Source organism: Lysinibacillus sp. NPDC097162 (assembly GCF_044762185.1).
Classification (GTDB): Bacteria; Bacillota; Bacilli; order Bacillales_A; family Planococcaceae; genus Lysinibacillus.
Genome location: NZ_JBIWDT010000001.1, coordinates 1,006,601 through 1,019,819, shown reverse-complemented (window position 1 = coordinate 1,019,819; position 13,219 = coordinate 1,006,601). Strand labels below are relative to the sequence as shown.

Below are 13,219 nucleotides of genomic sequence, written 5' to 3'. Positions count from 1 at the left end.
ATGTAAGCTCCAAATTACATTCGTTTAATTTCAATTGCTAGAGTATGATCCAAAATCAAAAAAGCCAAATCCGAAAATAATGTTTTTTTCGGATCTGCCCCTTTTGCTACTTTGAATTGTGTGGGTCAAGTGCGTCTCGCAATGCATCCCCAATATAGTTAATTGATAAAACGGTACATAATATTAAAATACCTGGTGGAATCCAAAGCCACGGTTGATCCGTTAAAATCGAAATCGATTGGGCATTTGAAAGCATATTCCCCCAACTTGCATCTGGCGGCTGTACGCCTAAGCCTAAAAAGCTTAATGCTGCTTCATCTAATATTGCCCCTGCAACACCAGAAGTAGCGAAAATCAAAATAGGTGCAATGGTATTCGGTAAAATATGCTTAAACAAAATACGTGGCGTCTTATATCCTAGAGCAATACTTGCTTTCACATAGTCCGATTGCTTAATCGCTAAAACATTGCCGCGCACAAGTCGTGCTATACCTGGCCAGCCTAGCACCCCTAAAATAAGAATGATATTCGTTAACCCTGGTCCTACAATACTAGCAACAACTAAAATAAACAAAATATATGGAAATGACATAAACATATCTGTAATACGCATAATAATCCCATCTATAATGCCACCAAAATAACCAGAAATTAACCCTAATACAGTACCAATAATCGCCGAAATTGCCACCGCACCAATACCTACAGCTAACGAAACACGTGCCGCATAAATGACGCGACTAAACACGTCTCGTCCTACTTGATCTGTACCTAGTAAGTGCTGCCATGAAGGTGGTGCACTAAATTCGCTTGTAATTTCAGCTGGATCAAACGGTGCAATAAACGGTGCAAAAATGGCCGCAATCGTTACTATCGCTAAAAACCATAGTCCAATTACAGCTAATTTATGCTTTTTGAATCTTTTCCAAAATAGGCTCTTCGTATTTGCTACAGCAAATTCTTCATTCCAAGTGACCGTGTGTTCTGTATCATACTGTTTTTTATTAAAATACCGTTTAAATAAACTCATCGTTTGCCACCCCCAACATAGCTTTTGCGAATACGTGGGTCGACAAATGCGTATACAATATCCGTTAAAATATTTGAAGCAATAACAATGAATGCAGCTACTAAGTTTAATCCCATAATGGTAGAGTAATCACGGCTCATAATGGAAGAAAGCGTAAGCTGACCAATACCTGGCCAGGAGAAAATTTGCTCAATTACAACTGCTCCACCAAATAAAATCGAAATCTCTAATCCGATAATTGTTACAATTGGAATTAATGCATTTCGCATCGCATGTTTATTCACAACGAAAAATTCTTTTACTCCTTTTGCACGAGCTGTACGTAAAAAATCTTGTCCCATAATTTCAAGCATGCCCGAACGCACATAACGGATGTTTCTCCCAGCAACGCTTGCGACAAGCACTGTCACTGGTAAAATCATATGCCATAAAAGTGATCCGAAGCTTCCTTCAGCACCTAATTCTTTCATACCGCCTGAAGGTAACCAATTTAATTGAATTGAGAAAATATATACTAATAATAAAGCCAAGAAGAAGTTTGGAATGGAAACTCCTAAAAATGAACCCGTTACAAATGTATAATCAAGTTTCGAATATTGCTTCGTTGCACTATAAATGCCAATTGGAATCGCAATAATTAACCCTAATATTAACGCTGTTCCCATTAAAATAATTGTAGGACCCATTCGGCTCGCAATTAACTCGGTTACAGGCTCATACGTAATCATTGAATAGCCTAAATCGCCATGCAACACTAAGTTTTTTAACCAATTCCAATATTGAATGTAGGCTGGATCATTTAGTCCTAATTCTATCATTTTAGCCTGTCTTGCGGCCTCTGGTAACTTAGGGCTCACGAGCATATCGACAGGATTACCTGGTGCCATTCGCATAATAATGAAGTTAATAACCGATACACCAAATAAAACGGGGACGGCGATTAATAATCGTCTTAAAATATATCCTAGCATGCATCTGTCCCCTTTTCACGACGAATAATACTTCGTTTTGTCGGATCTGGCTTCGGATAAGCATTTAATAATTTTTTTGTATAATCATGTTGAGGGTTTAAGAAAATTTGTTCTGTTTTACCCATCTCCACAATTTTGCCCGCATACATTACTGCAATACGATCACTAATATATTTCATTGCACCTAAACCGTGCGCAATGAATAAGTATGTTAACCCTAATTCATTTTGAAGCTGTTTAAACAAGTTTAAAATTTGCGCTTGAATCGATACATCTAATGCCGATACAGGCTCATCACAAATTAATAATCTTGGTCGTAATGATAACGCACGAGCAATGCCGACACGTTGGCGTTGACCACCCGAAAACTCGTGTGGGTAACGGTCTTTTGCTGTCTTTGGTAGCCCCACTAACGCAAGTAATCGGTCTACTTCCTGCGCTATCTCATTCGTCGGGACTATTTTATGTACGCGTAGCGGTTCTGCAAGTAATGATCCGATTGTTTGTCTTGGATTTAAAGAAGAATATGGATCTTGGAAAACAATTTGGATTTGTTGACTTAAGCTAACGCGGTCTGTTCGATAATCCATTTGTTGACCATTAAATAGAATACGGCCCCCTGTTTTCGGTTCTAGACCGATAATCGTGCGCCCTAACGTTGATTTCCCACAGCCAGATTCTCCTACAAGCCCAACTGTTTCCCCTTCGTAAATTTCGAATGAAACGCCATCTACTGCTTTCACATAATCGGTTTTTAAATTCATAAAGCCTGTTTTAAACGGATAGTACGTTTTAACATCTTCTAATACAAGTAACGGAGAGTTGTTTTGCTCTGTTTTCTTTTTCATTTCTGCTCTCCTCCTTGTGCGACCTTTTGCCATTCAAAACATCTCGTTTTATGCCCTTTTTCAACTTCAATTAATGGTGGTTGCTGTTTTTTACAATGCTCTGTTGCAAAAGCGCAACGGTTTGCAAAACGACAGCCAACAATATTTTGATAACGTCCTGGTATCGTACCTGGTATTGCCTTTAATTGTTTTCCGTCAAAATCCATTGATGGAATTGAATCCATTAGGCCCATTGTATATGGATGTAATGGTCGTTCAAACAACGTAAAAACATCTGCTTCTTCGACAACTTGCCCTGCATACATAACGATGACACGATCTGCCATTTCTGCAACGACACCTAAATCATGTGTAATAAGTAAAACAGATGTCTGCAGCTCATAACACAATTCATTCATTAAGCGCATGATTTGTGCTTGTACCGTTACATCAAGCGCCGTTGTCGGTTCGTCCGCAATTAATAGCTTTGGTTTACATACTAAAGCTATTGCAATCATGACACGTTGTCGCATTCCACCTGATAAAGAGAAGGGGAATTGCTTCATCACACGTTTAGCATTAGGTATACCAACTTTATCTAACATATTTTGAGCAATTGCTTTTGCTTCCTTTTTATCGACATCTGTATGGAGTAAAATGGCCTCTACTAGCTGATGACCAATTGTAAAAACAGGATTTAACGCGGTCATTGGCTCTTGAAAAATCATTGAAATTTCTTTCCCTCGTAACGATTGAAATTCCTTATTAGAAAGAGCTGTTAAGTTTTTATCTTCTAATGTAATCTCACCTTGCTCAATTGAACCGCGTTTCCCTAATAGACGCATAATAGAGAGTGCTGTTACGCTTTTCCCGCTTCCCGACTCACCAACAATCCCCAATGTTTCACCTTTTTTTACATCAAAGCTAACATCGTCGACACTGACTACTTTTCCATATTCAGTTTCGAATGCCGTTTTCAGCTGTTTTACGCTTAGCAAACTCTCCATTAAAACACGTCCTATCTCTCTCTTTATTTAACAGTCCACTCGTGTACGTTAATGAACATACCGAAGTCGCTTGGTGTAGCGCCTTGAACTCGTTTATTAACTGCGCCTAATGCTGTTGTAGCATAAATTGATGGCATTGGTACTTCTTGTTGTGTTATTTCTTGTAATTCACCGTATAACGCTTTAATTTTCACTTCATCTACTTCAGTCGCTAATGCAGCTAAAATTTCATTGACACGTGCATTGTTATAAGCGTTTGGATTACCTTCTCCTAAGAAGTAAGCAATATCCGGAAGTGGGTTAATTGGTGTAATGGATACTGTTAAAATCGCTAAATCATACTTCTGACTTACGATTTCATCGATAATTGTACCGAAATCCATCATTTGGATTTCAGCTGTAATACCTGCCTCTCGTAGGTTTTCTACGATGATGTTTGCAGCTTGCTCTAACGTTGCATCACCTGATAATACAGCTAATTTCAACTTTTTGCTTGAATCCCATCTAGACTCAGCTAATAATTGTTTTGCTTTTTCTAGGTCATACTTAACTGGTTTCATACCTTCATTTAAGTACGGGCTATTGCTTGGGAAGAAGCCATCCGTTACTTCACCAGCACCTTTTAATAAATTATCAATAATTAATTGACGGTTCATAGCATATGAAATCGCTTGACGTTGCTTCACATCTGGCACAACGGTTTCATTAATATACATATATTGTGTAGCTAATGGCTCACCATAAGCCGTGTTTAATGTATCTAAACCTTGCACATTTGCATAATCTGAAACGGGAATAACACCTGCTGAAGGGATATTCATATCAATTTCACCGCTCTTTAATTGAGCAGCAATTTGATTCCCTTGTAATACTTTAAAGTTTAATTGATCTAATGTAGAAGCACCTTTGAAGTAATCTTTATTTGGTACCATTTCTACAAAATGTGCACGATCCATTTTTGAAATGATAAATGGACCAGAAGTTACTGTTGGGTTTTGCATGAAATCACTTGCATTTAGCTCTTCAACTGCAATTGTTTCAAGTTGTGCCTTCGGTAATGTTAGTAAATAACGACCTACTGTATCTTGGAAGATGGATAATGTCGTTGATTTTTTAGTTTTAATTTGAATTGTATCTTCGTCTACTTTTGTAACGCCTGAAATAGAAGTGGAACCTTGTGGTAAGTAACCACTATCATCTAAGCCTTCAACAATTGCAAACATATAAGCATAGTTTGACGCCACAACAGGGTTTGCCATTAATTCCAATGTAAAGATTACGTCATCGGTTGTAATATCTGTGCCATCTGTCCATTTAGCTTCTTTGTTTAAATTAATTGTAAATGTTTGATTATTTTCTGTTGTAATAGAATCAGCTAGCATTGGCTGATAGTTTAATTTTGAATCTAAATCAACTAATGGTAAAAATAATAAATTTGAAACATAAGTAGAAACTAATCCACTAGGTTGTAATGGATTAATGTTGCTAGCTGGATACGTAACACCGATATTAATAACATTTTTATCGCTGCTCTTCCCTTCAGAAGAAGATTTATCGTTACCACAAGCTGCTAAAACAACTAGTACTACCATTGTTAATAACGCTAACATAACCTTTTTTGAGTTTTTGAACATTGCTATTTCTCCTATTTCTCTAATTTAGATGCTTTATTATGAATCCAATGAAATGATTTGCTTTTCGCCTGCCTTCACTTTACTTTGAATGCGATTGCTCATAGGTGGCATCGGACAGTTAAAGTAAGGTGAAAATGCGCATGGCGGTAAAAAGGCTTTATTAAAATCAAGAAGCACTGTATCATCGTCTAATAGTTCGATGATTAACATACGACCCATACCGTATGTTTCGTTACCACTTGTTGCATCTTGGAAAATAATAATTGAGTGTAGTCCAGATTGAAAAGGTCGTAATCTATATAGCGCTCCGCCAATTTCCACTTCAATAACACCTATTGATTCATGACTACGCGCTGCACGATTGTCATCTCCCGTGTGAGAAAACTCAATCATCGCATCATCTTTTATAAGCTTTCCATTATAAATTGCTTGTTCGTTCAATTCGTACGAATCAATTTGCCTAAACATTTGAAGTGCAGAGCTGTTTTCATCCCAAATGGCTAGTAAATGCATAGAGCCTGGCTGACTTGTAGCCATTGCAGAAATGCCGTTAGTAGTTTGAACGATAGTTTCATCCGCAATAATATTCACCATACCTTCCATTAGCACACCGTTTATAAATAATTGGTCTTCAGCTAATGCCGTTAAGGTAAGACCTGGTACAGATGGGTTTGTCGGCTTCCAACTTCCAGCAATTTGTTTAACTGTTGTTTCACTCGTTAACTCATGCATTGCGATTAAACTTAAATCGCTTTGTGCTCCCGTTACTTCTAAATGACGTTGTTTATGCCAGGCTTGTAATGTGGTATGCATCTTGAATCAGTCCTTTAATAAAAATTCTCGTACTACGATTAAGAAGTCTTCATGCTCTTCGATGAATGGCATATGCCCACTCTCTTCAAATACAGTTAATTGCGAATTTTTAATTAATGAATGCATTACTTCTGACTGTGTTAACGGTGTAATCCAATCGTGACGGCCCGCTACAATTAATGTAGGCACTTCAAGGTTGGCAATTTGTGAGCGTACATCGTATTGTGGCATTAAATGTTTGAACGTATAGTTTGTAATTTCTAAGGAACCGATTGGACGACTTCCTGTATCGCCACCTAGTTCTTCCTGATAGTTGTACCAGTATAAATCCCAGCAAATATCCCACCATTGAATTAAATGATCGTCGTCACGGATGTTACCTTCAAATAACTCTGGAATAGTTTGAATTTGTTTTTCCGTTCCAATTCGTTGTGCAAACTCTTTAGCTTCCTTATAGAATTCATAGCTTGGTGCAGTATTAATTAATAAGAGCTTACTCACTGATTGCGGGTAGCGCGTAGCAAATACTTGGGCAATCATCCCACCGAAAGAATGGCCTAGCACAGCAACTTTTTCTAAGCCTAAATAATTGCGTAACGCTTCGATATCATCTGCTAACTGATCAAATGTTGCTGTCGTTACATCTACACGCTCTGATTGACCATTGCATCTTTGATCTAAATAAACAATCTGATAGAATTCTGATAGTGGCGTTAACCATGGCTTGAAATCAGAGTGATCACTACCTGGTCCACCATGTACGGCAATAAGTACTGGCTTTTTCACCATTTTTGGTCCTACCGGAATATACCCTGAACCTTCTACGTCAAAATAAATTTTCGTTCCATTTATCGCAGCAAACATTATTTTCCCCACTTTATCAAATAAATTTTATTTATATAATTATTAAAACTACTTTGTTATTATCTTAATTCCTATTTGTTTAGTCAAGTTTTTTGTTAAGAGAAATACTATTACAAATAATAGAGTAAAAGTGAATAAAATTATAGTTATTTTTTCATAAATTACTACTGATTATGCTTAAATAACATGTTTTCACTTAGGTGGAATTAGTTTTACACTCGTTGGTAACAATTCGAAGGGTAAAACATGAGATTAAAAGATATTATCTAAAGATAAAATAATTTAACTGCAAAATATGAAGATTTTCAAAAAAATATAAAAAAGCTCAAATAACTAGTAAGTTATTTGAGCTTAATTTATCTATCATTCTACATCCTGTCTTAACACTTGAATTTCTTCAAACGTTAAACTTGTTAACTCCATAATCTCTTCATTGCTATTTCCTTTTACTATCATCTTTCTTGCAATGGCTTTTATACCTTCTTGAATGCCTTCTTGCATTCCTTTTTCAATCCCTGCTTGTTCTGCATGGTATTTTGCATCTTCTAATGTTGCCACTTCGTCAATCATAAATTTGACTCGTGATTCGTACGCTATAATGGATTCTGGATCTTGACTTAGTTCTTCCCACGCTTCAAACGCTTCACGTAAGTTTCTGTCTTTCATCGCTAATTCCTCCAATACTTTATAAATATCTTCATATACTTTCTGCTTGCGACCATCTACCATAACAAGCAATAGCAACCATTTTACGATTATATCTTCAATAGGATTTAGTTCTTCCATTAGCCAAGCCTTTAAAAATTTATTCATTTCTATAAAATGAATTTCTAAAACATCATCTGATTTTTGTACACGCTGTAAAGTCTTATCTTCATATAAATGATACGTACTATGATAATGAGCAATATCTTTGAACAATGTAAAATCACAAATATTTATAGTAATGGTTGGATTCAGTGTATAATAACCTTTTCCTTTTTGTAACTGCAAATTATACAGCCTTGACCAATAAAATAAAGTTCGTTTGAACATGTCATTTTTATTCGCTAATTGTATTTCTATATTAATTATATCTTCTTTTTCTGTTTTTACGACAATATCTAAGCGGGATTGTTTATCCTCTTTATACTCCCCACCTACTTCATGGTTGATAAACGTTATTTCTTTTATTTTGTTGCTACCTGTCCAGTTTAATATAGCATTCAGAAAAACAATTGTTAGTTGTTTATTTCGTTCACTACCAAAAAGATGCTTAAAAGCAAAATCAATCTTTAAATCCATTAGGTTTTTTAGTGGTATTCGACTAAGAACTTGATACTTCATTACTCATCAACCCCTGTCCTAAATATTATATCCTGCTTCTAATACTATTTTTATTAGTCTATTTAGTTTTGTTTAACTGTGACATTCGTCAATTTTTTTATTGATCATCGTTCTTCTCATTCACAAACGAGTATAAGATTGCTCACATCACTGATTGCTTTGTTTAAAATCTTCACCTTGTTATGTGATAATCATTCTCATTTATTATATCGTAATGAGAAAATCCATTCTTGTCAAAATAAAAAACACCCTGTTTATATGCAAGGAGCACTAGCTTAAATACACCACTAAATTTTAATAGTAAATAGCAGCATAGACTATATTGGAAATATACTGTTATCGCGATTCTATTATCAAAAATATCTACAAAAAAATCATCTTATCTCTTATAATGCTAAGAGATATGATGATTTTTAAACAAACTTTCCTGTAAAATAAAATCTTTTTACTTCTATTAATACGCACTATAAGTTTTTAGATGTTAGAAACCCCCAAGCAGTGTGAATTCATATTGCACTACTACACTGTTGGATTTTCTAGTAAAATAGCAATGCCTTGTCCGCCGCCAATGCATAAGCTTGCTACGCCGTATCTAACACCTCGTTTTTGCATTTCTAATGCAAGCGAGTAAGTAATACGTGCACCACTTGCACCGACTGGATGCCCAAGTGCTACTGCTCCGCCATTGACATTCACTTTTTCTTGATCAATACCTAACTCCTTTAAAACTGCTAATGACTGTGCAGCGAATGCTTCATTTAGTTCAAACAATCCGATATCTTCTAATGTTAAATTTACTTTTTTCAATAATTTACGAATCGCTGGAGCTGGGCCAATTCCCATAATTGTTGGATCAACACCTGCCGTTGCGGAAGTGACGATTTTTGCTAATGGCTTTAACTGATGCTCCTGTAAGTAAGCTTCCGATACAAGAACGATTGCTGCGGCACCGTCATTAATACCACTTGCGTTCCCTGCTGATACTGAGCCGTCTTTTTTAAATGCCGGTTTTAGTTTTGCTAGGGCTTCCATCGAAATCTCCTCGCGTATATGTTCATCCTCAGTTATCTCAATCATACCTTTACGTGTCTTTACTAATACTGGTGCAATTTCCTCTGCAAAACGACCTGAACGACGAGCTTCCGCTGCACGTTTATGTGAGTTGTAGGAGAACTCATCTTGTTCTTCACGTGATATTTCATATTTCTCCGCTAAGTTTTCAGCCGTCATCCCCATACCACATCCTGCGACCTCATCATATAAAGTCGCCCACAACATATCTTCTACGATTGGTGCTTTATTGGGCGATCCAAAGCGTGTACCTCGTAATACTTGAGGTGCTTGGCTCATATTTTCTGTACCTCCAGCAATTGCCGCTTGAATATTTCCAAGTTCAATTTCTTGTGCTGCTGAAACAATTGCTTGTAAGCCCGACCCACATAAACGATTAACTGTAAGTGCAGTACTATCCTCCGATAAACCACTTTTTAATCCGATGTGTCGCGCTAAATATGCCGAAGAACTTGTTGTTTGAATGATATTACCAAACACAATTTCTTCAATCTGATTTGCCATAAGTCCTGAACGTTTTAATGCTTCTTTTACAACGACAACACCGAGATCGATATCAGTTGTATTAGCAAAGGCACCTCCAAAAGAACCAAATGCTGTTCTACTACCATTTACAATATATGCTGACATGGTTAATCCCCCTTTTTTTACATCCCACCCGAAACATTAAGTGCTTCGCCAGTTATAGCCGTTGCATGTTTTGAAGAAATGAAGTATACACTATCTGCAATTTCTTCAGCTGTAATAAAACGTTGCATTGCTTGCTTCGGATATACAATTTCGGTTAATGCCTCTGCTTCAGTCATACCTCTACTTTCTTCAAGATCTTTTAATTGTTTCACAAGTAAAGGTGTTTTCACTGGTCCAGGTAGAATAGCATTTACCGTAATCCCATGCGCGGCACCTTCAAGTGATGCTACACGTGTTAAACCAATTACACCGTGCTTTGCTGCAACATATGCCACTTTTTCGGGTGTTGCTAGTTCACCATGAACCGAAGAAATATTAACTATCCGACCATGTTTTTGCTTTTTCATATACGGGAATACATATTTCGTCATTAAGAACGGTCCTTTTAGCATGACACTTTGAAGTAAATCCCACTGATCTTCTGGAAAATCTTCAATTCTAGCACGGTATTGTAAGCCCGCATTATTCACTAGCACATGGAGTTCGTGATTTTCACAAATACGATTTATTACTTGCTGAACTGAATTTGTATTTGAAACATCTAACTCAACTGCTTCAACCTTCCCTGGATATAAGTCAGCCACTGCCTGTGCAGCTTCTAACTTTACATCGGCAGCGAATACGTAATCTCCTTCAGTGACAAACTTCTCCACCATTGCTGATCCTAGACCTCCACCTGCACCAGTCACTAAAATATTACGCATGTTCAATCCCCCTTTGAATAGTAGTAAATGTTTTTAGTTGTTGAATTAATGACCGATCACGCTCGATTACGTATTCATCTAAACCTTTTCCAGGATATTCAAAGAAACCTTTAGAAGCTTTGACACCTAGGTAGCCTTGTTCAGTTTTATCCTTAATCACACTATACGAGCGAACCTTTGATTCAATTGCTGGCTGTAATTGATCCAATACTATGCCCCAAACATCCAATCCACCAAAATCGATAATTTTCAATAAACCACTGGAGGCAAATCGGAAACCTGGACCTGCGAATATTGCCTTTTCTAAATCCTGTTCTGACACAACACCGTCTTCTAACAATGCTAATGCTTCACGTGCTAACGCTACTTGAATACGATTTGCTACTAAGCCTGGTACTTCAACACGAACTTTAATTGTCACTTTGCCCACTTTTTTCATTAATGCGTCAACTTCATCGTATGTCTCTTGCTTAGTATCAGGACCTTTAAGCAGCTCCACAAGCGGTACAATATGCGCAGGGTTAAAAAAATGTGTTAACATCACTTTATCTTTTCGCTTCTCTACATAACGAACGATTTCTGAAAGTTTTAAGCTTGAAGTATTTGATGTTAAAATTGTATGATCAGCACAAACCTCATCAAGCTGCTTAAAAATTTTCTGCTTAAGCTCAAGATTTTCCGTGGCAGATTCTATGACTAAATCACAATCAGCAAGCTCTTCTATTTTTGTAGTAAATGTTAAACGATCAACAATCGTTTTATCCGAATCTTCGAACACTGTCCCCTCTTCCCTGAAAATTGTCAGATACGTATTCAGTTTTTCACTAGCTAATCGTAGAGATTCTTCGTTAATATCTTGTAAAACAACAGGTATTCCATTTGTGATAAATTGAAAAGCAATACCAAATCCCATTGTTCCAGATCCTATAACCCCAATTTTTTGAATCATCTTCCTTCCCCCTTAAGTATTAATATAATAAAATTGCTGCTATTAGCATTGGAATACTTGCAATTAATGGTGCAATAACCGAAACGACAAAGATATGTTTATAAGCATCCTTATGGGTTAACTTTGAAGCTACTAAAATTGTAATAACAGCCCCATTATGTGGTAGCGAGTCTAGACCGCCCGAAGCAATTGCGGCTACTCTATGCATTGCATCAGGATTTAACCCCATTTTCAAGTAAGTCGATGATAGCGCTTCCATTGCAATTCCTAGCCCACCACTTGAAGATCCAGTAATTCCAGCAAGTGCTGTAGTTGCTAGGAAAAGTGAAATAAGCGGACTACCTGGAATTTGCGCCATTGCTTCATTAAAAATACTGAAACCAGTAGTAATCGCTATAACCGAACCATATCCAACATCCGCACTCGTATTAATAATTGGCAGTACCGCTGATACAGCGCCTTCGTTAAGTGTATTTTTCTTGACTTCAATGTATTTCCAGAACAATACCGTTGTTAATAATACAACACCCATTAGCGTGTAAATGATTTCAACCATGAAGATATTCAGAGCGATTAACAAGGCAATTGGCGGAATTAAACTCAAAAATGCATTTGGTAATGAACGGCCCTCGTAAATATCTTTAATACCATCTTTGCCATTATTATCTGGGTTTGTCATACCTGCATAAGTTTCCTTGCGTTGTTCTGAACGTTTTAACGCAAATTTCATATACCATAGGTTTATCGCAATAACGAAAACGGCTGCGATAATCCCTAATAATGGAGCTGCTGTAACCGTTGTACCAAGGTAGTTTGTTGGGATAATGTTCTGTACAGAAGGGGTCCCTGGTAACATCGTCATTGTAAAGGTCCCAATCCCTGTAAAAAACGCTGCCATAAATAGATGCCACGGAATATCTAACTCTTTGAATAATGGCTTTGCTATTGGTAATACTGCGAAAATAACTACGAATAAACTTATACCACCATACGTTAAGAACGCACAGATAACCATAATTGCTACTAACACTTTATATTTACTATCTTTTCCGATAATTCGAAGTAAAAGATTGGCGATTTGACGAGCCGCTCCACTATCATCCATTAGCTTACCGAACATTGCTGCAAATAAAAAAATTAGAAAATAATTTCGAACGTAATTGATAAACCCAGTCATGTACGTTTCTTGGAACGTTTCTAAAATTGGAAACCCATTCGTCACCATAACGAATAAACTTACAACTGGAGCAATAATGATAATACTAAATCCTCTTAGTGCTAATACGATTAATAGTATTAATGAAATTGTAATCGTAATTAAACTCCACATAGG

The 13,219-nt window shown here is 36.8% G+C and carries 12 protein-coding genes; all 12 read right to left on the bottom strand.

Features of this window, described 5'->3' with window-relative positions; translation table 11 throughout:
- Positions 1–106: 106 nt before the first annotated feature.
- On the bottom strand, positions 107–1,030 hold the full coding sequence (gene opp4C / locus ACIQXW_RS04945) for an oligopeptide ABC transporter permease (protein ID WP_402760206.1): 924 nt from the start codon (positions 1,028–1,030) through the stop codon (positions 107–109).
- Positions 1,027–2,001, bottom strand: a complete 975-nt coding sequence (locus tag ACIQXW_RS04940) for an ABC transporter permease (RefSeq protein ID WP_337981527.1) — start codon at positions 1,999–2,001, stop codon at positions 1,027–1,029. The genes opp4C and ACIQXW_RS04940 overlap by 4 nt, the downstream gene beginning before the upstream one ends.
- The gene (locus ACIQXW_RS04935; RefSeq protein WP_402760204.1) at positions 1,995–2,849 is read right to left on the bottom strand and encodes an ABC transporter ATP-binding protein; all 855 of its coding nucleotides are present in this window, start codon (positions 2,847–2,849) and stop codon (positions 1,995–1,997) included. Before ACIQXW_RS04935 ends, ACIQXW_RS04940 begins: the two co-directional genes overlap by 7 nt.
- Positions 2,846–3,835, bottom strand: a complete 990-nt coding sequence (locus ACIQXW_RS04930; RefSeq protein ID WP_172771129.1) for an ABC transporter ATP-binding protein — start codon at positions 3,833–3,835, stop codon at positions 2,846–2,848. The genes ACIQXW_RS04935 and ACIQXW_RS04930 overlap by 4 nt, the downstream gene beginning before the upstream one ends.
- A 23-nt stretch (positions 3,836–3,858) precedes the next feature.
- Positions 3,859–5,469 (bottom strand): ABC transporter substrate-binding protein, encoded by a 1,611-nt coding sequence (locus ACIQXW_RS04925; protein WP_402760203.1) that lies wholly within the window; start codon positions 5,467–5,469, stop codon positions 3,859–3,861.
- A 36-nt stretch (positions 5,470–5,505) separates the two neighbouring features.
- On the bottom strand, positions 5,506–6,282 hold the full coding sequence (locus tag ACIQXW_RS04920) for a DUF1684 domain-containing protein (RefSeq protein ID WP_402760201.1): 777 nt from the start codon (positions 6,280–6,282) through the stop codon (positions 5,506–5,508).
- Between the two features lie 6 nt (positions 6,283–6,288).
- Entirely contained in the window at positions 6,289–7,146 is an 858-nt protein-coding gene (locus ACIQXW_RS04915; protein ID WP_337981531.1) for an alpha/beta fold hydrolase, read from the bottom strand.
- A gap of 363 nt (positions 7,147–7,509) precedes the next feature.
- Positions 7,510–8,472, bottom strand: coding sequence for an Rpn family recombination-promoting nuclease/putative transposase (locus ACIQXW_RS04910; RefSeq protein ID WP_402760198.1), 963 nt, complete (start codon positions 8,470–8,472; stop codon positions 7,510–7,512).
- 519 nt (positions 8,473–8,991) lie between these two features.
- Positions 8,992–10,173 (bottom strand): thiolase family protein, encoded by a 1,182-nt coding sequence (locus tag ACIQXW_RS04905; protein ID WP_401018461.1) that lies wholly within the window; start codon positions 10,171–10,173, stop codon positions 8,992–8,994.
- Between the two features lie 17 nt (positions 10,174–10,190).
- Positions 10,191–10,937 carry a 3-hydroxybutyrate dehydrogenase gene (locus tag ACIQXW_RS04900; RefSeq protein WP_340824811.1) on the bottom strand — a complete coding sequence of 249 codons (747 nt, stop codon included), beginning with the start codon at positions 10,935–10,937 and terminating at the stop codon, positions 10,191–10,193.
- Positions 10,930–11,886: a 3-hydroxyacyl-CoA dehydrogenase family protein gene (locus tag ACIQXW_RS04895; RefSeq protein ID WP_401018462.1), complete on the bottom strand. Its 957-nt coding sequence runs from the start codon at positions 11,884–11,886 to the stop codon at positions 10,930–10,932. Before ACIQXW_RS04895 ends, ACIQXW_RS04900 begins: the two co-directional genes overlap by 8 nt.
- 19 nt (positions 11,887–11,905) lie before the next feature.
- Positions 11,906–13,216: a GntP family permease gene (locus ACIQXW_RS04890; protein ID WP_402760196.1), complete on the bottom strand. Its 1,311-nt coding sequence runs from the start codon at positions 13,214–13,216 to the stop codon at positions 11,906–11,908.
- Positions 13,217–13,219: the final 3 nt, after the last annotated feature.